Genomic DNA, 23,414 nt, shown 5'->3' on the forward strand with positions numbered 1-23,414 from the left:
CGTGCGGGTCAGCGCATCTGGGTGAACGCGGCGGTGGCCGGGTCGGCGCCGATGCGCTCCGCGCTGTCCAGCGCGTCGACGGCCGCGACGTCCTCGTCGGTCAGGTCGAAGGAGAACAGGTCGAGGTTGGAGCGGATCCGCTCGGGCGTGACCGACTTGGGGATGACGATGCGTCCCGCCTGCACGTGCCAGCGCAGGACCACCTGGCCCGTCGTGACACCGAGCCGCTCCGCCACCGACGTCACGGCGTCGGCCTGCAGGTCCTTGCCCTGCCCCAGCGGCGAGTACGCCTCGACCGCGATCCCGTGCTGGGTGGAGGCGTCCTGCGTCGCCCGCTGCTGGAACGTCGGGTGCACCTCGACCTGGTTGGCCGCGGGCACGACGTCGGTCTCGCGCAGCAGCCGCTCGAGGTGCTCGGGCAGGAAGTTCGAGACGCCGATCGCCCGGACGGCACCGTCCGCGAGCAGCTTCTCGAAGGCGCGCCACGTCTCGACGTACAGGTCCTTGCTGGGCACCGGCCAGTGGATCAGGTACAGGTCCACGACGTCCAGGCCGAGCGCCCGGCGGCTGTCCTCGAACGCGCGCAGCGCCTGCTCGTAGCCCTGGTCACCGTTGCGGAGCTTGGTCGTGACGAACACCTCGTCACGCGGCAGGCCGCACGCCCGCACCGCGGCGCCGACGCCCGCCTCGTTGTAGTAGCCGGCGGCGGTGTCGATGTGGCGGTACCCGACCTCGAGCGCGTCCTCGACGGTGCGCTGCGTCTCCTCGGCCTTGACCTGGAAGGTGCCGAAGCCGACCTGCGGGATCACGATGCCGTTGTTCAGGGTGAGGGTGGGAGAGGTCATGGGGTCACCCTCGCACCGGTGCCCGCGTCCGCGCGCGGGGACCGCCCGCCACGGTGCGCGGCGAGCACCACCAGCACGCCGAGGGTCGCCACGACCCCCGACACCGCGCTCAGCCCGCCGTACCCCACCAGGCCCAGCCACACGCCGGCCAGGGCGCCGCCGACGGCGCCGGCGAGCGACATGGCCGCGTCGGACAGCCCCTGGACGGCGACGCGCTCGACGCCCGTCACGTCCGCGGCGACCGACGCCGAGCCCGCGACCGTCGCCGCGGACCACCCCAGGCCGAGCAGCACGAGCCCGACCGTCACGCCCACGGCGTCCCCGCCGGCCAGGCCGCAGACCGCCGTGGCCGCCGCGAGGACCACCAGGCCGGCGAGGAGCACGGGCCGCGCCCCGACCCGGTCGACCAGCGCGCCCATGACCGGCGCGAGGGCGAACATCGCAGCCAGGTGCAGGCTCACCGTCAGACCGACGAGCTCGACCGACCCACCGTGCTCCGCCAGGTGGACGGGCGTCATCGACATCACCGCGACCATCACGGCATGGGCGACGACCACGCCCAGGACGCCCGCGAGGGCCCGGGGGTGGCGGCGCAGCGTGGCAGCGGCGACCCGCACGGGCACGTGCCGGCGCGCGGTCCCCGCGGCCCGCCCCGCCACGTCCAGCGGGTCGGGCCGCATGCCGACCTGCACGACGAGCAGCGCGACGAGCATGCCGAGACCGGCCAGCACGAAGACACCGGTCAGCGGCGGCAGCCCGGTGAGGCGACCGACGGCACCGTCGAGGTGCACGAGGTTGGGGCCCACGACCGCGCCGACCGTGCTGGTCCACACGACCAGCGACAGGTCGCGGCCGCGCGTCGCGGGCGTCGAGAGGTCCGTCGCCGCGAAGCGCGACTGCAGGTTCACGGCCGCCCCGACGCCCAGCAGCACGCTTCCCACCAGCAGCAGCGCGAACGCGGACAGGACGACGGACACGACGACGACCGTCGCGCCGAGCGCCGCCAGCGCCAGGCCCGTGGACAGCGCGGCACGCCTGCCCCGGGCCGTCGCCAGGCGTGCGAGGCCCAGCGACGCGAGCGCCGCGCCGAGCGTCGTCGCGGTCGTCACCCCGCCCGCCCACGTCGGCGACCCCGACAGCGCGACCGCGAGCAGCGAGCCGACCGACACCGCGGACCCGGCGGCCAGACCGCCGCAGACCTGCGCGGCCACCAGGACGGTGAGCGTGCGCCGCCGCAGCCGCGGCACGTCGACGAGGTCGCCGCCGCCCAGGCCGGGCCGCGCGGTGCCGGGCGCCGGCGGGCCGTCGGACGAGGTCACGGCACGACGTTAGCGGCGCCGTGCCGTCGCGCCGAGCGCACCCCCCGGCGTCAGGTCGCGCGGCCCCGCAGGAACGCCCGCATCCGCTCCTTGCCGACCGCCGCGATCGCGCTCAGCGGGATCCCCGCCGGGCACACCAGCGCACACTCCCCGTACGTCGAGCACGGCCCGAAGTCGTGCTCCATCTGGTCGACCATCGCCACGGCCCGGCGCCCCCGCTCGGCACGGGTCTGCGGCAGGGTCGCCAGGTGGGTGAGCTTGGCTCCGGTGAACAGGGACGCCGAGCCGTTCGGGCAGGCCGCGACGCAGGCGCCGCACCCGATGCACGCAGCGAAGTCCAGCGCCATCTCCGCGGTCCGGTGGTCGATGGTGGTCACGTCCGCGTCCGGGGCGGTGCCCGCGTCGACCGCGACGTGCCCGCCCGCCTGGATCACCCGGTCCAGCGCCGACCGGTCGACCACGAGGTCCTTGACGACCGGGAACGCGGCCGAGCGCAGCGGCTCGATCACGACACGGTCGCCGTCCGCGAAGGACCGCACGTGCTGCTCGCAGGACGGCGTGCCGCGTTCCGGGCCGTGCGGCCGGCCGTCGACGTTCACCCCGCAGCACCCGCAGATGCCCTCGCGGCAGTCGGACTCGAACGCGACCGGCTCGCGGCCCTCGGCCACGAGCTGGTCGTTGAGCCGGTCCAGCAGCTCGAGCAGGGTCATCTCGGGGGTCGCGTCGGTGACCACGTAGGTCTCGAACGCGCCGGGCGATGCGGCGTCGGGCTGGCGCCAGACGTCCAGGGTGAGCTTCACGCGTAGTTCCTCGTCTGCAGCGGCACGGCCTGGAACGTCAGCGGTTCGTCGTGCCGCACGAACCGCTGGTCGGGGGCGTCGGGGGCCGGGGACTCCCACGCGGAGACGCGGCACCACGTGGTGTCGTCGCGCAGCGCCTCGCCGTCGGGCGTCTGGTGGTCGGCGCGGAAGTGGGCGCCGCAGCTCTCGTCACGGTCCAGCCCGTCGACGCAGAGCAGCTCGGCCATCTCCAGGTAGTCCGCGACGCGCCCCGCGCGCTCGAGCTCCTGGTTGAGGGCCGACCCCTCGCCGAGCACGCGGACGTCGCGCCAGAACTCCTCGCGCAGCGCCCGGATCTCGGCGATGCCCTGCGCCAGGCCCTCGGGTGTGCGGGTGACGCCGGCGCAGCGGTAGAGGATCTCCCCCAGCCGGCGGTGGAACCGGTCGGGACCCTGCGTGCCGTCGTTCCTCAGCAGCCGCTGCGTCCGGGCGCGCACCGCCTCGAGCGCGTCGAGCACGGCCTCGTGGTCCGGCGGCAGCACGTGCGACCCCAGCAGGGGCGCCAGGTAGCCCGGCACGGCGTACGGCAGCGTGAACCAGCCGTCGACGCACGCCGAGAGCAGCGAGTTGGCACCCAGCCGGTTGGCGCCGTGGTAGCCCCAGCCGACCTCACCCCCGACGAACAGACCGGGGACCGACGTCATCAGGTCGTAGTCCGACCACAGCCCACCCATCGCGAAGTGCGCACCCGGCGCGATCCGCATCGGCGTGCGCAGCGGGTCGTCACCGGTCGCCTGCTCGTACATGTGGAAGAGGTTCGAGTACCGCGACACCACCGTCTCGCGGCCGAGCCGCGCCACGGCGTCCGCGAAGTCGAGGTACACGGCGTTGCGCAGCGGGCCCACGCCGTGGCCGGCGTCGATGCGCTCGCGGGCCGCACGGGACGCGACGTCCCGGGGCGTGAGGTTCCCGTACGTCGGGTAGCGCCGCTCGAGGTAGTAGTCGCGCTCGTCCTCGGGGATGTCCGCCGGGGCGCGGTCGTCGCCGGCGCGTGCCGGCACCCAGATCCGCCCGTCGTTGCGCAGCGACTCCGACATGAGGATCGTCTTGGACTGCCACTCGCTCATCAGCGGCAGCGCCGTGGGGTGGAACTGGATGAAGGCGGGGTTCGCGAAGTGGGCGCCGCGCCGGTGGGCGCGCCACGCGGCCGTCGCGTTCGAGTTCTTCGCCAGCGTGGACTTGCAGTAGATGTTCCCGTAGCCGCCCGTGGCCAGGACGACGGCGTGCGCGGTGACGGCCCGCACCTCCCCCGTGACGAGGTCGCGCACCACGATCCCCTGGGCGCGTCCGTCCGCGACGATCAGGTCGAGCATCTCCTGGCGCGTGTGGAGGGTGACGGTCCCCCGTGCCACCTGACGCAGGAGCGCGTTGGCGCCGGCGACCTGCAGCTGCTGGCCGGTCTGGCCGCGGGTGTAGTACGTGCGGGACACCTGCACCCCGCCGAACGACCGTGTCGCCAGGCGGCCGCCGTACTCGCGGGCGAACGGCGCGCCGATCGCGTTCATGTGGTCGATGACGCGCACCGACTCCTGCGCGAGCCGGTAGGCGTCGGCCTCGCGGCCGCGGAAGTCGCCGCCCTTGACGGTGTCCTTGACGAACCGGTGCACCGAGTCGTTGTCGACCTTGCGCGCGCGGGCGGCGTTGATGCCACCCTGCGCTGCCACGGAGTGCGCGCGGCGTGGTGCGTCGTGGATCGTGAAGCACTCCACCTGGTACCCGAGCTCGCCCAGCGCGGCCGCCGCGCCCGAGCCGGCAAGGCCGGTGCCGACGACGATCACGGTGAACTTGCGGCGGTTGGCGGGCGCGACGAGGTCGTAGTGCAGGCGGCGGTCGTCCCACGCCTGCTCGGCCGGCACCTCGGGCACGCGGCCGTCGAGCGGCTCACCGACCCGGCGCACGTCCTCGGGGGTGAGCGTCGGTGCCCCGGCGTCGGTGGTCGTGCCGGGAGCGGTCGTGCCGGTCATGTCGCTGCCCATCGCGTCGGTGCCGTCGGTGCCGGGTGCGTCCGTGCGGCTCATGCCACGAGCCCCGTCAGGACCGCGACCGGGATGAGCAGGTTGCCCACGAGGACCAGCAGGCCCACGCCACCGGCGAGTGCCGCGCCCGTGGCGCGCAGCCGACGTCCGGTGGCCCCGAGGTCGTTGACCACGCTCCACAGCCCGTGCGCCAGGTGCAGCGTGAGCGTCCCGATCGCCAGGACGTAGAACGCGGCGACCGCCGGCCGCTGGAAGGACGCGACGATGTTGGCGTACGCCTGCCCGGCGACGAACTCGTCGGTCGCGGCGGGCTGCGTGCCCGTCGTGATGTCGAGGACGTGGAACACGACGAAGAAGAGGAGGACCGCGCCCGTGACGAGCATGCTGCGCGCCTGGAACCCGCGCAGTCCCCGCAGTCCCTGACGGCGGTACGGCCCGCGGGCGGCGCGCGCGCGGCGCCGCAGCACCACGCCGGCCGCGACGTGGGCGACGAGGCTCGTCACCATGACGGCGCGGAAGATCCAGATGAACCAGCCGTGCGGCACGAGCGGGGCCAGCAGGTCCTCGTGCAGCCAGTGGGCGTAGCCGTCGAGCTGCTCGGGGCCGAGGAAGATCTTGAGGTTCCCCACGAGGTGCACGACCGCGAACACCACGAGGACGAGTCCGGTGACGGCCATCACCGCCTTGAGTGCCCAGGTCGCCGGGCGGGGCGGCGGGGTCGGGGCGGGACGGGCGACGGCGGGGACCCGGCCGGGCTCGGGACGCGTGCTGGTCGGGACTGCCACCGCTGACCTCCGTGTCACGGACGCCACGGGGTGCGGGCGTCCAGCGCCTCGAGGCTCCCACCCGGCGCGGTGGCCGAGGTGGGACTGGAGTCCCCCGCGTCGTCGCTCCCCTCCGGGCTTCCCTGCTGGTTTGTCGTCTTCCTTCGCGCTGGGTGCACGCCAGGTTCCGTTATCTTCCCTGCAGGACGCCGCCCACCGGCGCGGCCTGCACGTCCCTGCCTCCCCCGCCGGGACGGCGACGTTGCCCGGGCGGGCGTCGACCTGCCGTGCGATGCTCGACGACCACCGGAGCAGACCGTCACCCCAGGGAGGTCCCCCGATGAGCGACACCGACGACCGGACGTCCCCCGCGCTGCGCGCCGCCCGCTCCCTCGAGCGCTCGGACGCGTTCGACGCCGTCATCGAGCGCTGGCAGCCCCGCCTCGCGGCCGCGCTGGAGCGCCGACCCGAGCTCGCCGCGCGGCTGCACGGGCGCGACCTCGGCCACGCGCTCCACCCGCTGATGACCGACCTGCCGCTGGGTCTGTGGATGTCCGCCACCACGCTGGACCTCGTGGGCGGCACCTCCGCACGACCCCATGCCGAGCGGCTGCTCGGGCTCGGCATCCTGGCCGCGCTGCCGACCTCCCTCACCGGGCTGGCCGACTGGGCCGTGTCCGGCCGCCGGACGCAGCGCGTCGGGGTCGCGCACGCCGCCCTCAACTCCGTGGCGCTGGGCCTCTACGCGGGGTCCTGGGTGCTGCGGCGCCGCGGGGCGCACCCGGCCGGTGTGGTGGCGTCGCTGCTCGCGACAGGTGCGGTCTCGGCCAGCGGGTACCTGGGCGGTCACATGTCGTTCCGCCTCGGCTCCCCGCCGCGCCGGCACAGCGGGCCGCCGACCACCCGCACGGAGCCCGACGCGGACGAGGTCGACCTGGTCCCCGGGGGCGGCTCGCCCTCCGCGGCCCCCGACGCGTAGGACCGCCGGTCCACCCGGCCGACCCGGTCGGCCGTCAGTGGTGCCCGCGGCGCCCCAGCGTCTGCTCGGCGGTCACCCCGGGCCGCGTCCACTGCGGCACGGGCCGGGTCGTGGGCCCCCACCCCGCCCGGCCCTCGGCGTCGGACCTCCAGTACCAGCACGGGTCGTTGCCCTGCGGCCAGCCGTCGGGGTCGTCCTGCCACGCCTCACCGCGGCCGTAGGGCGTGAGGTCGAGCAGCCCGAACGACGAGTCGGCGACCTCCGTGCCGCGGCCCGTGGTGTCGTACGTCAGGAAGACCTGGTCCTCGTCGCGCAGGAAGCACGTGAGGTGGCCCATCTCGCCGCCGACGGGCTCGTCCAGGCCGCGCACGGAGTACCAGGGCTGGGTGTAGCCCATGAAGTCGACGTACGGGGCGACCTCGTCCCACGGGCCGGTGGTCAGGATCGCGAACGACACCCCGCGGGCGTTGAGGTAGACGGCGTCCTTCTGGTGCCACGCGGTGAGCGTGCAGCCCTCGCACTGCCCCTGGTGCGGTGCGCCGTCGTGCCACATGTGCTTGTAGACCACGAGCTCGTCGCGCCCCTGGAAGAGATCCCGGAACGGGACCGGTCCCGCGGGTCCGACGACCTGGACGTCGGGGGCGAGCGCGACCATCGGCAGCCGTCGACGGTCCGCCGCGAGCGCGTCGCCCGCGCGGGTGTGAGCCTTCTCGCGGACGAGGAGCTCGTCACGCGCGGCCTGCCACGTGGCCCGGTCGACCACGGGCGGCCGGCCCGGGCGTGAGGTGGCGGGTGCATCGTCCAGGGTCGTCATGATGTCTCCACGGGTCTGTCGGTGCCGGGCGGGGTGCCCGGCATCCGTCGACGGTCACCAGGTCTGACCGGTGCCGTGTGGTGAACTCATCGCCCGGTCGGGTCACTCGCGCCTACCGGGAGCCGGCGCCCTCGCCGGCCGCCGCACCCGACGCCCAGGTACCCGGGGGGGGTGGCCCGGGAGCGCCAGGTCGGCTGCGAGACGACCTGGTCCACCTGCTCGACGTCACGCAGCGGCCAGCGCGACACCAGGGCCGCACCGACTCCCCGGTCGTCCGGCGCGTCGTGCACCGCCACGTGCACGTCGTGGCCGACCAGCTCCCGCAGGAACGCTCCCCCGTCGCCGACCGGCACCTCCTGGAACGCCGCGACGTCGACACGCAGGGCGGGCACGGTCCGCCGCAGGAGCTCGGCGCGGACCTCCCACCCGGGGTTCGCGGGCGCCAGGACGTTGAGGGTCAGCACGCGCAGCGTGGCACGGGCGTCGGTGTCCACGCCTCCGAGGGTGAGCGACCGCGACGTGTCCCGCAACCGGTTTGTGGTGATGGGCCCAAGGTCACGACCGCCCCTCCCGCCCCGGGAGGAACCTGGAGAGGAACAGGATCTCGGCCACTCGAGCAGGAGGCGGTCATGGTGGCGGACGGACCGGTGGTCATCGCTCTCGACGGTGGGGCGCACAGCGCGCACACGCTGCGGTGGGGACTGGAGGAGGCCGAGCGGCGCGGCGCGGACGTGCTGCTCGTCCACGCGTGGCAGGAGCCCTACGAGATCTCGCCCCTGGGGTGGTACGCGCCCTTCATCCCCCTGGGGCTGGACCGCGACGCGCAGGCCTACCTCGACGCGCAGCGGGACCATGCGGCCGCTGCGCACCCCGGGCTGCGGGTCGAGACCCGTGCCGTCCAGGGGGCGGCCGTGCCGGCGATCCTCGCCGCCGCCGCGGAGGCCCAGCTGCTCGTGATCGGCGCGAGCGGCCGGGCCGACGGGTCCCGGCTGAGCAGCGTGGCGGGCCACGTGGCCGCGCACGCCCCCGTGCCGGTCGCGGTGGTCCGCCGCGCCGCCGGTGACGGACCTGCCGGCCCGGTGGTCGTGGGCGTCGACGGCTCCGGGACGTCGCTCGCCGCGGCGCGGACCGCCGCCCGTGCCGCGCTGTCCCGCGACGTGCCGCTCGTCCTGGTGCACGCACGCCCGACCGTGGACGACCCGTACGGCACCCACGGCGCACCGGCTCCGCTGCCCCCGGACGAGGCGGGCACGGCGCACCACGCGGCGGCCGGGCTGGCGGACGAGCTCCGGGCGGAGCACCCCGGCCTGCAGGTCGAGGTGGAGGTGGTCGAGGACAGCCCGGCGCACGCCCTCGCCGCCCTGTCGGTCGGCAGCGACCTGGTGGTGGTCGGGTGCCGAGGGCTGGGCGCGTTCCGCGGCATGCTCCTGGGCTCCGTGAGCCACGACGTGCTCCGCACCGCCGCGTCGAGCGTGCTGGTCGGGCGAGCGGCGGACTGACGTCGTCGGCACACGTCAGCCTGTCGGTCGCCCCTGGATGGCGTACCGCTGCAGGAACAGCGCCTCCGCCGTCGCGAGGTGCTGGATCTCGCGGGGGTCGACGCTCTCGTTGGGCGCGTGGATCAGCGCGAGCGGCTCCTCCACCCCGAGCATGAGGATCTCCGCGTCGGGGTACGTGGCGCCGAAGACGGTGCACAGCGGGATCGAGCCGCCCTGCCCGAGCAGCACCATGTCCCGCCCGAAGGCGTCCTGCATCGCCCCCCGCACGGCCTCGTACGCGGGCCCGTCGGTGCGGGCGAGGAACGGCGTGCCCACCGCCTCCGTCTCCACCGCGACGGCGACGCCCCACGGCGCGGCCTCCACCAGGTGCCGCGTCAGCGCGTCGCGCGCCTGCTCGGGCGCCGTCCCGGGCGGGATGCGCAGGTTGAGCCGGGCGCTGGCCCGCGGCACGATCGCGGCCGTCGAGCCGACCACGGGCGGGCAGTCGATCCCGAGCACCGTGAGCGCGGGCCGGGCCCAGAGCATGTCCGAGACCGTGCCCGACCCGAGGAGCGACTCGCCCTCCGCGAGCCGTGCGTCGGCGCGGAACGCCTCCGGGTCGTACGGCGCCCCGCTCCACGTCTGCGTGGTGTCGACGCCGCGCACGGTCGTGTCGCCCCGCTCGTCGCGCAGGGACGCGAGCATCAGCACGAGGGCGGCCAGCGCGTCGGGAGCGGGACCGCCGAACATGCCCGAGTGCAGCTCGGTCGGCAGTGCGTCGACGTGCACCACGACGTTCACCATGCCGCGCAGGCTCACCGTGACGGCGGGCACCCCGACCGCCGCGTTGCCGGTGTCGCACACGAGGACCGCGTCGGCGCGCAGCAGGTCGGCGTGCCGCGGGACGAAGTCCTCGAGCCCACCGGTCCCCTGCTCCTCGGAGCCCTCGACCACGAGCCGCAGGTTCACCGGGACGTCGTCGCCGAGCGCACGCAGCGCGGCGAGGTGCATCACGATGTTGCCCTTGCAGTCGGCCGCGCCGCGCCCGTACCAGCGGCCGTCGACCTCGGTGAGCGCGAAGGGCGGGGTGCGCCACGCGTCGTCGTCGAGCGGCGGCTGCACGTCGTAGTGGGCGTAGAGCAGGACGGTGGGCGCGGCGGGGTCGGGCCCCGGGCGCGACCCCACCACGGCGTCGCTGCCGTCGGCCGTGCGGTGCAGCGCGACGTCGGTGAAGCCGACCTCGCGGAACGCGTCGGCGACCCATCGCGCGGCCCGCGCGCACTCCTCGGCGGGGAACTGCCGCACGTCGGCCACGGACGGGATCGCGACGAGCTCCGCGAGCTCCGTGCGGACCCGTGGCATCTGCTCGGCCACGCGCTGTGCCACGTCCACGGGTCAGTCCCCCGCCACGTCGGCGGTCCGGAGCTCGTCGATCTGCGCCTGGACCTCCTCGAGGTACTCGGGGCAGTACACGCTCACGATCGCGACCTGACCCTGCAGGAGCCTGCTGTCGGTGATCACGGGGCGCATGCCCGGCCCCGCCGCCCCGTTGGTGAGCATGAGGTGCAGCGTCGACCGCCGCAGGCCGCCGGCGGGGTCGTCGCAGACGGCCCCGCCGTCGACGCCGAGCACGTCGGCCACGCGCTGAGTGGACGGCAGGCGCTCGACGCCCGCCTCCTGGAGCACCAGGACGAGCTCCTCGGCCTTGTCCGCGGCGGCCGCCTCCCCCCGGGCACCCCGGAAGGAGACGAGGGCGATCACGACCAGCACCGCCAGCAGGCCGATCGCGACCCAGTAGACGACCCTGTTCTGCCGCGCGGTGCGCACGCTGTGGCTGCTCATGACGCCGGCACCTCCTCCGCGGCGTCCGGCTGCTTCCACGACGGCTTGCGCAGCCGGTAGAAGAGGAACGGCACGAGGAGACCGAGGCCGAGGGCCCCGCCGCCGACGATGAGGAAGTAGGTCGCCGGGTTGCCCCCGCCGAACTGGGAGGGCGGGACGAAGCCGACCAGCAGCGCGGCGAGCGAGGCCGCGAACCCGACGCCGCACAGTCCGACGAGCATCGGCGCCCGGTACCCGCGCGGGTGGTCCGGTTCGGCGCGTCGCAGCCGGACCGCGGCGACGAACATCAGCAGGTACATGATGAGGTACACCTGCGTCGTGATCACCGAGAAGATCCAGTAGGCGCTGGAGACGTTGGGGATCAGCGCGTACCCCAGCGCGATCACCGTGGTGACGATGCCCTGGACCACGAGGATGTTCTGCTGCACGCCGTGCTTGTTCAGCTTCTGCAGGTACGGCGGGAGGTAGCCCTCCTGCCGCGAGATCATCAGCAGGCCCTTCGACGGGCCCGCGAGCCACGTGAGCATGCCGCCGAGCGAGGCGGCCACGAGCATCACCCCGAAGACAGGCGTCAGACCCTGCACCCCGAACTGCGCGAACACGGCGTCGAAGGCCTGCATCACCCCGGCCGTGAGCGACAGCTCCTCGGCGGGCACGATCCAGCTGATGACCAGCGCCGGGACGATGAAGATCAGCAGCACCATGGCCATCGCCAGGAACATTGCCCGCGGGAACTCCTTGGCCGGGTTCTTCAGCGAGCCGACGTGCACGGCGTTCATCTCCATGCCGGAGTACGACAGGAAGTTGTTGACGATCAGCACGAGGCTGGCCAGGCCGGCCCACGCGGGCAGGAGGTGGTTCGCGTCCATGGGGGCCGCCGGCGCGTTGCCCTGACCGAGGAACACCACCCCGAGGGTCACCAGCACGACGCCGGGGATGAGGGTGCCGATGATCAGGCCCCCGCTCGCCAGACCGGCGACCCCGGACGTCCCGCGGGACGACACCCAGACCCCCGACCAGTAGACGACCACGATCACGCAGGCCGTCCACACCCCGCTCGACGCGAGCGCCGGGTTGATGACGTAGGCGAGCGTGCTGGCCACGAACCCGAGCAGGCTCGGGTAGTAGAAGATCGTCATCGCGAACTGGCACCACACGGCGAGGAAGCCCATCGGCTTCGAGATGCCCCGCGAGACCCAGTTGTAGATGCCTCCCTTGTAGCCGGACGCGAGCTCCGCGGAGACCAGCGACGTCGGCAGGAGGAAGACGACGGCCGGTACCAGGTAGAGGAAGACGCAGGCCAGGCCGTAGACCGCCATCGTCGGCGCCGCGCGCAGACTCGCGACGGAGCTGGTGGTCATCATGGCCAGGGCGATCCAGGAGATCCACTGCGTGGCCGGTGCGGCCGTCCGTGCCGGCGCGGCGGGCGTGGCCGGCACGGCCGGGACCGGTCGGTCGACCGGGAAGTCCATGGCACTCATCGACGCCTCCTCGGGCCGGGGCTGATGACGACCACCGTGGTCAGCGCGACCCGCGCGCACCTCACCCCGGACGGGTGAGTCAGCCGACGACGCGGAGCGCGCGGGACGTGGCGTTGAGCCGTCGGCCGCCGTCCGCGGTGACGGTCACGATGTCCTCGATGCGCACGCCGAAGCGCCCCGCGAGGTACACCCCGGGCTCGACCGAGAAGCACATGCCCGGCACGAGCGGCAGCTCCTCGCCCTCGACGACGTAGGGCGGCTCGTGGGTCGTGACGCCGATGCCGTGCCCCGTGCGGTGCAGGAACCGCTCGCCGTACCCCGCCTCGACGACGACGCGGCGGGCCGCGCGGTCGACCTCCTGGCACGCGACGCCCGGCCGGACCGCCTCGACGCCGGCCTGCTGCGCCAGGCGCACCACCTCGTGGACCTCCCGGACCTCGGCACCGGGCTCGCCGACGCTGACGGTGCGGCTGGTGTCGGAGCCGTAGCCCGCGAGCAGCCCGCCGAAGTCGAGCACCACGCAGTCCCCGTCCCGGATCGTGCGGTCACCGGCCTCGTGGTGGGGGTTCGCCCCGTTCGGACCGGACCCGACCACGGTGAAGTCGACCTGCTCGTGCCCGAACCCGCGCAGCAGGTCGGCGAGGTCACCCGCCACGTCCGTCTCCCGACGGCCGGCGAACCGCACCCCGACGATCTCCTCGTAGGTGGCGTCGGCCGCGGCCCCCGCGGCCGCCAGCCGGGCGAGCTCGTTCTCGTCCTTGACCGCGCGCAGCATCGGCAGCAGCCGGGTCAGGGCGTCGTACGACGAGTCCGGGAGCGCCTGCTGGAGAGCCAGCACGTGCAGGGCCCACGCGTTGTCGGACACCCCGTACCGGCCGTCCGGACGCAGCAGCGCACTCGCGGCGGCGTACGGGTCCGCGCCGTCCGGCCAGTCGACCAGCACGGTGGCGGCCGCACCCACGGCTGCCTCGGCGTCGGGCCGCTCCAGCGTCGGGACGAGCAGGGTCGGCTCGCGGTCGGCGGCGAGCACCAGGAGCGTCAGGCGCTCGGTCATCGCGGTGGGCCGGTAGCCGGTCAGCCACACCAGGTCGGGGCCCGGGGTGACGAGCACCCCGGCGAGACCTGCCGCCTGCGCGTCGGCCACCGCGCGTGCCATCCGCGCCGCGTGGTCGGCGCGGGTGAAGGGCACCAGGGACGGGACGGTCATGACGTCTCCCCCGTCGCCGTCGTCGCCACGGGCGGGAGCGGCAGCGTGATGACGCCGGCAGCGGCGGCCGCCGCGGTGGCGTCGCGCAGACTGCCGCGCGTGACGCCGCGGTGGTGGCGGATCGCCACGGCGGCGAGCACGATGCCCAGGCTGCTCAGCACGGCCATCACCCAGGACGCCGCGGCGAGCCCACCGGCGAGGGCGTCCGCCGCGGACGCACCCGCCGCCTGACGCGTGGCGTCGACCGAGGAGTACACCGTCGCGGCCAGGGCGGTCGCGACGGCCGCGCCGACGTACCTGGCCATGTTGGAGATGCCGGACGCCTCACCGACCTGCTCCTCGGGGACCGCCGCGGTCGCCGCCGACGACGCGGGTCCGTTGGACAGGCCCATCCCGACCGCGATCGCGACGAGCGGCAGCAGGAACGCCGTGTAGTGCCACGACGGCTGCGTCAGACCGACCACGACGAACCCGGCAGTCGTGATGACGAAGCCCGCGCCGATGACCGGCCGGCCGCCGAACCGTGTGGCGAGCCGTGGCACGAGCGGGGCGACGACGACCAGGCCGACCGTGGCGGGCAGAGTGGCCAGCCCCGCCTCGAGCGGGCTGAAGCCCAGCGCCACGGGGTCCTGGAAGTACAGACTGAGCAGGTACATCAGCCCGTTGATCGTGCCGGCGCCGATGAGGATCGCGAGCGTCGAGCCGACCAGGACGCGGTTGCGCAGCACCGCGAGGTGCACCAGCGGGACGGCGACCCGCTGCTCGACGACCACGAAGAGGTAGCCCGCGACGACGGAGACCGCGAGGCAGCCGATCGTGGGCGCCGACAGCCAGCCCCAGTCGCCGCTCTTGGTGACGCCCAGGATCAGCGGCGCCAGCGTGAGCGCGACCAGGACGGTGCCCAGGTAGTCGATGGAGCGGGGGCGGGCCGGGTCCCTCGACTCGGCGACGGTGGCGCGCGTGATCCCCATGCACACCAGGCCCACGACCGCGTCGATCCAGAACAGGCCCTGCCACCCGGCGACGTCGACCAGCAGGCCCCCGACCAGCGGGCCCGCGGCCGCACCGACCGCCGCGGCGGCGCCCCACAGCGACACCCAGCGCAGCTGCGTCTCGCCGTCGGCGGCCACGGAGAGCAGGCTCAGCCCGCACGCGAGGATCGTCGCACCCGCGGCACCCTGGACCAGGCGCCCGGCGATCACGCCCGCGCCCTGGTCGGACAGGGCGATCAGCACGCACGACACGACGAACAGCGCGAGGCCGAGCTGGAAGATGCGACGCCGCCCGAACACGTCCCCCAGGGAGCCCGACGTGATGATGACGGCGGCCCCCACGAGCGAGTAGCCGGTCACCGCCCACTGCAGGGTCTCGACCGGTGTGCCGGTGTCCGTGCTGATGGCCGGGAGCAGGATGCTCACGGCCGAGGTGTTGGCGTTCACCACGAGCGTGGACAGGCACGTGGCGACCAGGACGCCCGTCGCCCGGGTCGTGCGCGGTGCGTCCGTCATGCGCGGCCTCCCCGTGCGGTCGTCGACGACGCCGGGGGCGCCGCGTGCGCGGACCCCGACCGGGGTCCGGGTGAGCGTGGTCGTGCGGGTCTCGCGCCCCCGGTGCCGGCGCGGGCGCCCCGCTGCCGCGACCGCCGGGTGGTCGGCGGTCGCGGCGACGTGGTCACGACGGATCGGTCACGACAGGTCCGTCACGACAGGGCGGCGGTCGTGGTCCCGGACAGCGCAGCCGTCTTCATCGACTGGAACTCGTCCGCGGAGATCGCCCCCGAGTCGAGGAGCGCCTTGGCCTGGGCGACCTGCTCCACCGGGGTCGCGGCCCGGGCGGCGGGTGCGGTCGTGGCGACCTCCCGGATGTAGGTCTCCTGGCTCTCCCGCGTGGTCCGCGCGCGCTCGGCGGTGCGTTCGGCCATGGAGGAGCCGTTCGCGATCAGGTAGATCAGCAGCGTCAGGACGGGCAGGAAGATCAGCAGGATCGTCCACAGCGCCTTCACGAACCCGCCGGTGCTCCGGTCGCGGTACACGTCGGAGATGACCCAGAACAGCGCCATGAGGTAGGCGACGAACAGGTAGGTGACGGCGATGAACCACAGAAAGTCCCAGAAGGACGACATGGCGCTTCCTTCCTCCGGTGTGCGGTGCAGCGGGGCGGGTGGCAACGGTGCCGGGCGGTTCACTGGTCGAGGATGCGGCTCTTCTCGGTCGCGAACTCCGCCTCGCTGAGGACGCCCTGGTCCCGGAGCGCGGCGAGCTGCTGGAGCTGCTCGATCTTCGTGGTCATGCCCACCGGCTCCGGCGCTGCGGGCGGTGGCGGGGCGTCGACGGGCTGCGGGTAGGCCTGCGGAGGCGGTGCCTCCTGCGCGGCCCACCGCCCGGCCTGCCGCCGGGACACGCGGTTCGACACCGCCGTGGCGGTCCCGGCGATGACCGCCGTCCGGGCGACTCCTCGGATCAGTCCTGGCATCGGGGACACCTCTCCTCTGTCTCGTGGTCGTGACGGCACGCCTGGTGCGGGGCTCTGGTCACCCGGCCGCCGCCTCCTCGGCGGCGAGCAGCGCCTGGACGGGGATCCGCCCGTTCGCGACGAGCTGGGCCCCTCCCCGGCGCAGGGCCGCGGCGAAGGGTGCCGCCCACCTGTTCTCGTAGACGAGGACGCCGCCCGCGCTGCCCGGCTCCAGGACGGCGCCGGCCTCCTCGATGTCGTCCTGGCCCAGGAGCCCGGAGCTCGCCCCCTCGAAGACCGACAGGTCGAGCTCGCCGTCGGCGTCCAGGTCGGCGATGAGGGCGCCGTTCACGGAGCCGTCGAGCTCCTTCTTGACGAAGAGCAGGTCGAGGACGCGGATGATCCCGCGGTCCACGAGGTCGACCAGCATCGGCAGACCCTCCCCGGTCATCCGGCTGCCGGGGAACTCGACCACCATGTAGTCGATCGGCCCCACGTCGTCCAGGTCCTCGATCGTCACAGCGCTCACCTCGTCGCACTCGTCCGGTAGTGGCGGGACCACGTTCGGCGAGCGCGTGCTCCGCGGGATCGTCCGATACGGGTGAGACCTCCGCGTCGCGCGCTGCGACGCCGGCCGCCGGCCCACGCGGTGACGTGGCGGGGTGCCGCGGCGGGCCGCCCGTCCCGCGGCAGGGCCCCCGGTCTGGTCCGGGCTGCGCGAGGACACCGCGAGGTCGGTGCGCGCACGATCCAGGTGACCCCGCACCCGGGCAGCGACCGAGAGGAACCGGCCATGAGCGAGCAGACCAGATCACGCGAGGCAGCGCCCGCGACACCGAACGCCTTCGCGAGGGGCACCACGGTGCTCGCCGCGGTGCTCATGATCGTGGTGGGGAGCTTCAACGTCATCCAGGGCCTCGTCGCGGTCTTCCAGGACGACTTCTACGTCGCGACGCCGAACTACCTCCTGCAGCTGGACGTCGGCACGTGGGGGTGGGTCCATCTGCTGGTGGGCCTGCTGGTCGTGCTCGCGGGGTTCGCGGTGCTCTCCGGACGGGTCTGGGCGAGGGCCGTCGGCGTCGCGCTGGCGGTCGTCAGCGCGGTGGCCAACTTCGCCTTCATCCCGTACTACCCGTTCTGGAGCCTGACGATCATCGCCGTGGACATCGTCGTGATCTGGGCCCTGACGGCGCACGGCCGTGACATCACCATGCCCTGACACCACCTGGCCCTTGGCCCCACCGTGCGCTCACCACGGCACGCGACCACCACGACCGGTCACCGGGCTCCCGGTGACCGGTCCGCGTGCGGGTGGGCGGGTCCGCGGACACCCTCGGGCTCAGGCGACGGCCGACCGCGCCCGGGCGCGCTCGACGAGCCGGCCCTGGGCGCCCAGGAGCGAGCCGATGGCGATGACGACCAACCCGGAGACCACGGCCGTCGCCACCTGGGCGGCCACCGGCGCGTCGAACGCGAACGGCACCGCGACGAGGACGACACCGACGAGCGCGACGATCCACCGGAAGTACGCGACGGGCCGCGGCACGGCCGCCAGGAGCAGGTGCAGCACGGCGGTGAGCAGGACCGCCAGGCCCGCCGCGGCCACGACGTAGGTCGTGGTGGCGGACCAGCCGGTGCCGGCGACTTCCACCGACAGGACCTGCACGTCCAGGAGCGCCGCGGCGAGCGACGCGCCCGCGAGCGCGACGAGCCCTGCGACGACGGCCGTCGCGAGGCCGGCGGCCCAGAGGCGGGCGGCGTAGCCGGGAGCGGCCGCGTCGGCGTGGTCCGGGGTGCTCGGGACGGCCATGGTTCCTCCACGGGGTGGGTCGGGGGTCGGGGCGGGTGGCGGGGTGCTACGGCCGGGGGTCGAACCAGGTCGAGCCCTCGGGCAGCAGCCGGTCGGCCTGCGCGGGGCCCCAGGACCCCGGCGGGTAGGGGTGCACCGGCAGGCCCGCGGAGGTCACCGGGTCGACGACGCGCCACGCGGCCTCGACGGCGTCCTGACGTGCGAAGAGCCGGCGCCGGCCCTCGAGCGCGGCGCCGATGAGACGGTCGTAGGGGCGCACCACGGGGCCGGAGGTGTCCACGGTCGAGAGCGTCTGCGTCGTGGGCTGCCAGCCGGTGCCGGGTTGCTTGCCCACCAGGCTCAGAGTGACCCCGGTCCCGGGCCAGATCCGGAACGCCCACCGGTTGACGAGGTCGGCGGGCAGGCCGCCGACGACGTCGGCCGGCGGGCGCCGGAAGCGGAACGTGACCTCCGTGGCGGTCACGGGCAGGCACTTGCCGACGCGGATGAGGACGGGCACGCCGGCCCACCGCCACGAGTCGACCGCGAGCCGGACCGCGGCGTACGTCTCCGTCGTCGACCCGGTGGCGACGCCCTCGACGTCGCGGTACCCCGCGTACTGCCCGAGCACCGCGTCGTCGGGCCCGACGGGACGCACCGCCTCGAGGAGGGTCGACCGCGCCGCGAGCCACGAGCGGGCGGGGTCGACGCCCGAGGGCGGGTCCGCGAGCACCGTGGCGAGCACCTCGAGCATGTGGTTCTGCAGCACGTCACGCACGGCGCCGGTGCGCTCGTAGAAGGCGGCGCGGCCGGTGACGCCGAACGTCTCGGCCATGGTGATCTGGACACTGTGGACGTGCTCGCGGTGCAGCAGGGGCTCGAGGACCGCGTTCGCGAACCGCGCGAACAGCACGTTCTCGAGCGGTTCCAGGCCGAGCCAGTGGTCGACGCGGTAGACGTCGGTCTCGGGGAACACCGTGTGGATCGTCTCGTCGAGCACCCGGGCGCTGCGCAGGTCGGTGCCGAACGGCTTCTCGACCATGACGCGCGACCCGGTGGCCCGGCCGACGGCGGCGATGCCCTGGACGATGCGCCCGAACAGCGCCGGCGGCACCTCCAGGTAGTACAGGAAGCGGCGTCCTGCTCCCAGCACCTGCGAGACCGCCGCGTACGTCCGCGGGTCGTCCAGGTCGCCGTCGACGTACCGCAGGAGGCCGAGCATCGTGCGGGCGGCGGAACCCCCGGGGTCGATCCCGGCAGCCTGCAGAGACGCGACGGCGTAGGCCCGGAACTCCTCGGTCCCCCACCCGCTGCGGGCCACCCCGACGACCGGGACCGTCAGGAGCCCGCGGTCGACCAGGGCGACCAGGGCGGGGAAGGTCTCGAGACGGGCGAGGTCCCCGGTGGCCCCGAAGACGACGAGCGCGTCGACCGGACCGGCCACGCTGCTCGGGTCGCCCGGTCGGTCGCCCGGTCGGTCGCCCGGTCGGTCCGGCGGCATCAGAAGCTCTCCCAGGCGCGCCGGGGTGCCCTGCCGTCGAGGGTCGCGTCCAGGGTGATCGCCGCGTCGATGAGCGCGAGGTGGGTGAACGCCTGCGGGAAGTTGCCCAGCTGCTCGCCGGTGAGGCCGATCTCCTCGGAGTACAGGCCGACGTGGTTGGCGTACGTGAGCATCTTCTCGAAGACCATCCGCGCCTCGTCGGCCCGCCCGGCGCGCGCCAGCGCGTCGACGTAGTTGAACGTGCACAGCGAGAACGTGCCCTCGTCACCGGCGAGCCCGTCGGGCGACGCCGCGGGGTCGTAGCGGTAGACCAGGCTGTCGGTCACGAGCTCACCGTCCATCGCCGCGAGGGTCGAGGCCCACGCCGGGTCCCGCGGGTCGATGAACCCGACCGTCGCCATGCGCAGCAGCGAGGAGTCCAGGACCTCCGTGCGGTAGTGCTGCACGAAGGCGCCGCGCCGCGGGCTCCACCCGCGCTCCCAGACCTGGTCGTAGATCGCGTCCCGCCCCGCGGCCCACCGTCCGACGTCGGCGGGTCGGCCGTGGTCCGTCGCGAGGCGGATGCCGCGGTCCAGGGCGGCCCAGCTCATGACCCGTCCGTACGTGAAGTCCTGGCGCCCGCCGCGGGTCTCCCAGATCCCCTCGTCGGGCTGGTCCCAGTGGTCGCACAGCCAGTCGAGGATGCTGCGCAGCGCGATCCACCCGCGGTGCCCGATGGGCAGCCCGTGCCGGTCGGCGAAGTAGACGCTGCACAGCGCCTCCCCGTAGATGTCCATCTGCAGCTGGTCCATCGCCGCGTTGCCGATCCGGACGGGGCTCGACCCGCGGTAGCCCTCCCAGTGGGTGAGGGACTCCTCGGTGAGGTCGGACGACCCGTCGACGCGGTACATGATGTTGAGCGGCCCGCCCGGGCCACCGGTCGTCTCCTCGATGCGGTCGCGCAGCCACGCACCGAAGTCGGCGGCCTCGTCCACGAACCCCATGCCGAGCAGCGAGTAGATCGAGAACGAGGCGTCGCGGACCCAGGTGTAGCGGTAGTCCCAGTTCCGCTCGCCGCCGACCTGCTCCGGCAGTCCCGCGGTCGGTGCGGCGACGAGTGCGCCCGACGGTGCGTATGTCATGAGCTTGAGCGCGATCGCGGAGCGCTGGAGCGCCTCGCGCCAGCGGCCGGTGTACGTCGACCGCGCGAGCCACTGCCGCCAGAAGCCGGCGGTCCCGTCGACCAGCTCACGCAGCTCCTGGGCGCGCATCGCGCGCGGGGGGCCGTCGCCCGAGGACTCCAGCACGAGGCCGGCACGCTCCCCCGCCGCGAGCTCGTACACCGCGCGGACGTCACCGTCCTCGTCGAGCTGGAGCCGCTCGCGCGTGCGGTCGTCGTCCGTCCAGGCCGTGTGCAGCGTGAGAGTCAGGTCCGCGCTCTCGAAGACCGCACCGTGCTCCGTCACGTGGGTGGTGTGGGGCTGCCGCCCGTAGTCGAACCGCGGTGCGACGTGCGCCTCGAAGCGCACGCGCCCGCGCACGCAGCGCATGACGCGGACGAGCCGGTGCCGGTCGGTGGCGGTGCGGCCCGTGGGCGGCATGAAGTCGACGACCTCGCCGACGCCGGCCTGGGTGAGGAAGCGGGTGATGAGGACGGCGGTGTCCGGCAGGTAGAGCTGGGTGACGACGTGGTCGTCGCCCGGGGGTCGGACGCGGAAGTGGCCGCCGCGCTCGGCGTCGAGGAGGGCGCCGAAGATGCTGGGCGAGTCGAAACGGGGGCAGCAGTACCAGTCGACCGAGCCGTCGGTGGAGACCAGCGCGGCCGTCTGCAGGTCCCCGATCAGCCCGTGGTCCGCGATCTGCGGGTACGTCGCCATGGTGCGCCTCCTCGCCTGCCGGCGCGGTCCCGCACCGTAGGTGGTCCACCCTCCTGGTGGCCTCGGGCGCCCGCGTCCTCCACCGTGGGTGAGGTGGTCCGGTCGCCACCGGGAGCACAGTCGTGCGTCGGGCAGGTGCCGACCGGACGCGGGGAGCGACGATGCACTGGACGCGGCCATGACGCCGCACGCGGCGACCCCGGAGCCCCACGGTCGGCCGCGCGAGGCCCTGCAGTTCGTGTGGCGCACGAGCCTGACGGTGGTGCTCCTGACCGTCTGCTACTACGTGCTCCCGCCCGCGGGGCCGTTCCACGACCCCCTCACGGGCGCCCGCTGGCTCGGTTCGGTCGTCGCGCTGTGCGGGTTCGTCCTGCTCGTGCGCCGCAGCGTGCGCACGGCGCGCAGGGACCCGTCGTTCGTCGCACGGGGCGAGGCGGTCCTGACCGTGCTGTACGTCCTGGTCCTGTTCTTCGCCGTCACCTACAGCACCATGGCGACGCACGTGCCCGGGCAGTTCGACGGCATCGAGGACTCCACGGACGCGCTCTACTTCACCGTGACGGTCGTGTCGACGGTCGGCTTCGGGGACATCACGCCCGTGGGCACGGCCGCGCGCCTCGTGGTCACGACCCACATGCTGGTCAACCTCATCTACGTCGGCACCGCGCTGCGGGTGCTCACCGCGCGCGGCACGGGCCGCGGGCCGGAGGACGTGACCGCACCGGCGCGTCCGGCGCCGTGAGGCGGGACGGCCCGCGTCCCGCCGCCTCGCCCGCATCGGGTGAGCCCGACCCCGTCAGGGCCTTCGACAGGTCGCCGCGCGGTGCCGGCGCCGCCTGCGGACGGGTCAGGGTGGCGTCGCGACCCACGGTGCCGTCGCGACACCGTCGTCGCCGTCGTCCGTACCGTCCGGGACGGCCGGCGCAGGTGGTCGCGCGACGAGCTCGACGATCGTGACGAGCCCGGCTGCGACGAGCGCGACCCCCACGACCAGGCCCGGGGTCGGGGTCCGCGCGAGCAGGACGACGAGCGCGGCCGCGGAGACGACCACGGTGCGCACGGCGCCCTTGTGCAGCCCGAGCCAGGTGCCGACGGGTCCCGAGGTCACGCCCCGGGCGGCCGCGCGGGCGCGGACCGTGGCGAACGCCCGGGAGGCGCCCGCACGCGCGCTCCGGGCGGAGGTGCTCCTCCCGGCGACGTACGCGGCGGTGGCGACGACCAGTCCCGCCACCGCGACGGTCCGCAGCGCGGCGCGGATGTCCAGCACGAGCTGGTCGAACACCACCTCCGCCGCGTCCAGGCGCGCGACCTCGCCCGCGAGCGCGGCGAGGTAGAACGTGCGTCCGACGGACAGGCCGAGGGCGAGGACCACCATGGCGACGAGCAGACCCAGCCCGACGACGACGAGCGTGCGGGCTCGCTCCCGCGACGCCACGACGCCGGCGGCGAGCAGCCCCAGGCTCAGCCACGGCAGCCAGGTGCCGAGCAGCCGCACCGACTCGTAGGCGTTCTGCACCTTCACGAGCTGTGTCGTCTGCACCACGGTGAACGAGGCGTCGACCTCGGGGATGCCGGCCGCGACGTCGAACCCGGATGCGACGAGCTGGTCCTTGAGCGCCTCGATGACGCCGGCGAGCTGGATCGTCAGCTGTCCCTGCTCGCCGAGCTGCAGCGCGTTGCCCTCCCGGCCCTCCATGACGGCCACCAGCTGCTCGTGCGCCAGCCGGTTCGCCTCGACCCACGCGGTCTCGAACGCCTCGCTCTCGACGACGCGCACGGCGACGCGCCGGACGAACGACTCGATGCCGCTGGTCAACGGCTCCTCCATCGCGCCGAGCGCGAGGGACGCGCGGGGGGGCACGCCCGGCTGGCTGCCGATCGCGGTGACCGCCTCGTGCACGAGGTCCTCGACCTGGGCGCGTTCCATCACGATCGCGGTGACCCGGTCCTCCACGGCCGACCGGACGACCGGGTCGGCGGCGAGCGGCCCGACCGTCGCGACGTACCGGTCCGTGTCGGTGAGGACACGCTCGGCCCACGCCGCGACGACGGCCAGCGGCGCGGTCAGCAGCCCGAGCGTCACGAGCACCACGACGGCGGCGGTGCGCGCACGACCGCGCCCCGCGGCGCGGCGTACCGGCGGCGACCCGTCGAGGCGGTCGCGCAGCAGCGCGTTCTCGTGCTCCAGCGCCGCCAGGCGTGCCGCGAGGTCGTCCGCGGCCGACGTCCCCTGGTCCGCCATCCGAGCCTCCCGCCGTCGTGGGCGCGCGCCG

Annotated in this window: 23 protein-coding genes; 4 read left to right on the forward strand and 19 right to left on the reverse strand. The window is 74.4% G+C overall.

Annotated features, from left to right (window positions below; all coding sequences use genetic code 11):
* Positions 1-8: 8 nt before the first annotated feature.
* Genes BMZ16_RS07570 through BMZ16_RS07590 form a run of 5 tightly spaced genes read right to left on the reverse strand, consistent with a single transcriptional unit; the run spans position 9 to position 5,764 of the window.
* Positions 9-845 carry an aldo/keto reductase gene (locus BMZ16_RS07570; protein ID WP_089799090.1) on the reverse strand — a complete coding sequence of 279 codons (837 nt, stop codon included), beginning with the start codon at positions 843-845 and terminating at the stop codon, positions 9-11.
* Positions 842-2,164 (reverse strand): MFS transporter, encoded by a 1,323-nt coding sequence (locus tag BMZ16_RS07575; RefSeq protein WP_255366441.1) that lies wholly within the window; start codon positions 2,162-2,164, stop codon positions 842-844. Before BMZ16_RS07575 ends, BMZ16_RS07570 begins: the two co-directional genes overlap by 4 nt.
* A 50-nt stretch (positions 2,165-2,214) precedes the next feature.
* A complete protein-coding gene (locus tag BMZ16_RS07580) occupies positions 2,215-2,964 on the reverse strand; it encodes a succinate dehydrogenase/fumarate reductase iron-sulfur subunit (protein ID WP_089799092.1) in 750 nt (249 codons plus the stop codon).
* Positions 2,961-4,967, reverse strand: coding sequence for a fumarate reductase/succinate dehydrogenase flavoprotein subunit (locus tag BMZ16_RS07585; protein ID WP_089799964.1), 2,007 nt, complete (start codon positions 4,965-4,967; stop codon positions 2,961-2,963). Before BMZ16_RS07585 ends, BMZ16_RS07580 begins: the two co-directional genes overlap by 4 nt.
* A 50-nt stretch (positions 4,968-5,017) precedes the next feature.
* Positions 5,018-5,764, reverse strand: coding sequence for a succinate dehydrogenase cytochrome b subunit (locus BMZ16_RS07590; RefSeq protein WP_089799094.1), 747 nt, complete (start codon positions 5,762-5,764; stop codon positions 5,018-5,020).
* 319 nt (positions 5,765-6,083) lie between these two features.
* Between BMZ16_RS07590 and BMZ16_RS07595 the strand changes: the two genes are divergently transcribed.
* Positions 6,084-6,722, forward strand: coding sequence for a DUF2231 domain-containing protein (locus BMZ16_RS07595; protein WP_255366443.1), 639 nt, complete (start codon positions 6,084-6,086; stop codon positions 6,720-6,722).
* 34 nt (positions 6,723-6,756) lie between these two features.
* Here BMZ16_RS07595 and BMZ16_RS07600 read toward each other — a convergent pair whose 3' ends face one another.
* A complete protein-coding gene (locus BMZ16_RS07600; protein ID WP_089799098.1) occupies positions 6,757-7,536 on the reverse strand; it encodes a DUF899 family protein in 780 nt (259 codons plus the stop codon).
* Positions 7,537-7,622: 86 nt separating this feature from the next.
* Positions 7,623-8,030, reverse strand: a complete 408-nt coding sequence (locus BMZ16_RS07605; protein WP_089799100.1) for an endonuclease/exonuclease/phosphatase family protein — start codon at positions 8,028-8,030, stop codon at positions 7,623-7,625.
* 135 nt (positions 8,031-8,165) lie between these two features.
* Here BMZ16_RS07605 and BMZ16_RS07610 point away from each other — a divergent pair, with 135 nt between their 5' ends.
* The gene (locus tag BMZ16_RS07610) at positions 8,166-9,035 is read left to right on the forward strand and encodes a universal stress protein (RefSeq protein WP_089799102.1); all 870 of its coding nucleotides are present in this window, start codon (positions 8,166-8,168) and stop codon (positions 9,033-9,035) included.
* Between the two features lie 15 nt (positions 9,036-9,050).
* On the opposite strand, the gene BMZ16_RS07615 is transcribed toward BMZ16_RS07610, so the two are convergent.
* From BMZ16_RS07615 to BMZ16_RS07650, 8 genes are all read right to left on the reverse strand, one after another.
* Positions 9,051-10,406, reverse strand: coding sequence for a dipeptidase (locus BMZ16_RS07615; RefSeq protein WP_089799105.1), 1,356 nt, complete (start codon positions 10,404-10,406; stop codon positions 9,051-9,053).
* Positions 10,407-10,409: 3 nt separating this feature from the next.
* Positions 10,410-10,856: a hypothetical protein gene (locus tag BMZ16_RS07620; protein WP_089799107.1), complete on the reverse strand. Its 447-nt coding sequence runs from the start codon at positions 10,854-10,856 to the stop codon at positions 10,410-10,412.
* Positions 10,853-12,337: an APC family permease gene (locus BMZ16_RS07625; protein WP_089799109.1), complete on the reverse strand. Its 1,485-nt coding sequence runs from the start codon at positions 12,335-12,337 to the stop codon at positions 10,853-10,855. The genes BMZ16_RS07620 and BMZ16_RS07625 overlap by 4 nt, the downstream gene beginning before the upstream one ends.
* A gap of 79 nt (positions 12,338-12,416) precedes the next feature.
* Positions 12,417-13,544, reverse strand: a complete 1,128-nt coding sequence (locus BMZ16_RS07630; RefSeq protein WP_089799111.1) for an aminopeptidase P family protein — start codon at positions 13,542-13,544, stop codon at positions 12,417-12,419.
* Positions 13,541-15,052 carry an MFS transporter gene (locus BMZ16_RS07635; protein ID WP_089799113.1) on the reverse strand — a complete coding sequence of 504 codons (1,512 nt, stop codon included), beginning with the start codon at positions 15,050-15,052 and terminating at the stop codon, positions 13,541-13,543. Before BMZ16_RS07635 ends, BMZ16_RS07630 begins: the two co-directional genes overlap by 4 nt.
* Positions 15,053-15,243: 191 nt before the next feature.
* Complete coding sequence (locus tag BMZ16_RS07640; protein WP_089799115.1) at positions 15,244-15,666, reverse strand: SHOCT domain-containing protein; 423 nt, start codon at positions 15,664-15,666, stop codon at positions 15,244-15,246.
* Positions 15,667-15,725: 59 nt separating this feature from the next.
* On the reverse strand, positions 15,726-16,016 hold the full coding sequence (locus BMZ16_RS07645) for an SHOCT domain-containing protein (protein ID WP_089799117.1): 291 nt from the start codon (positions 16,014-16,016) through the stop codon (positions 15,726-15,728).
* 58 nt (positions 16,017-16,074) lie between these two features.
* The gene (locus BMZ16_RS07650) at positions 16,075-16,515 is read right to left on the reverse strand and encodes a DUF6325 family protein (protein ID WP_255366444.1); all 441 of its coding nucleotides are present in this window, start codon (positions 16,513-16,515) and stop codon (positions 16,075-16,077) included.
* A 273-nt stretch (positions 16,516-16,788) separates the two neighbouring features.
* Between BMZ16_RS07650 and BMZ16_RS07655 the strand changes: the two genes are divergently transcribed.
* Positions 16,789-17,214: a DUF7144 family membrane protein gene (locus BMZ16_RS07655; RefSeq protein WP_089799119.1), complete on the forward strand. Its 426-nt coding sequence runs from the start codon at positions 16,789-16,791 to the stop codon at positions 17,212-17,214.
* Positions 17,215-17,334: 120 nt separating this feature from the next.
* Here BMZ16_RS07655 and BMZ16_RS07660 read toward each other — a convergent pair whose 3' ends face one another.
* The 3 genes from BMZ16_RS07660 to BMZ16_RS07670 are packed head-to-tail and all read right to left on the reverse strand — an operon-like array spanning position 17,335 to position 21,141.
* Positions 17,335-17,805, reverse strand: coding sequence for a hypothetical protein (locus tag BMZ16_RS07660; protein WP_089799121.1), 471 nt, complete (start codon positions 17,803-17,805; stop codon positions 17,335-17,337).
* A gap of 46 nt (positions 17,806-17,851) precedes the next feature.
* Positions 17,852-19,228 (reverse strand): glucose-6-phosphate dehydrogenase, encoded by a 1,377-nt coding sequence (locus BMZ16_RS07665; RefSeq protein WP_218143336.1) that lies wholly within the window; start codon positions 19,226-19,228, stop codon positions 17,852-17,854.
* Positions 19,229-19,284: 56 nt separating this feature from the next.
* The gene (locus tag BMZ16_RS07670) at positions 19,285-21,141 is read right to left on the reverse strand and encodes a glycoside hydrolase family 15 protein (RefSeq protein ID WP_089799125.1); all 1,857 of its coding nucleotides are present in this window, start codon (positions 21,139-21,141) and stop codon (positions 19,285-19,287) included.
* A gap of 178 nt (positions 21,142-21,319) precedes the next feature.
* On the opposite strand from BMZ16_RS07670, the gene BMZ16_RS07675 reads away from it, so the two are divergent.
* Positions 21,320-21,883: a potassium channel family protein gene (locus BMZ16_RS07675; RefSeq protein WP_089799127.1), complete on the forward strand. Its 564-nt coding sequence runs from the start codon at positions 21,320-21,322 to the stop codon at positions 21,881-21,883.
* Between the two features lie 105 nt (positions 21,884-21,988).
* Here BMZ16_RS07675 and BMZ16_RS07680 read toward each other — a convergent pair whose 3' ends face one another.
* Entirely contained in the window at positions 21,989-23,383 is a 1,395-nt protein-coding gene (locus tag BMZ16_RS07680) for a hypothetical protein (RefSeq protein WP_089799129.1), read from the reverse strand.
* Positions 23,384-23,414: the final 31 nt, after the last annotated feature.

Source organism: Cellulomonas sp. KH9 (genome assembly GCF_900114185.1).
Taxonomy (GTDB): Bacteria; Actinomycetota; Actinomycetes; order Actinomycetales; family Cellulomonadaceae; genus Cellulomonas.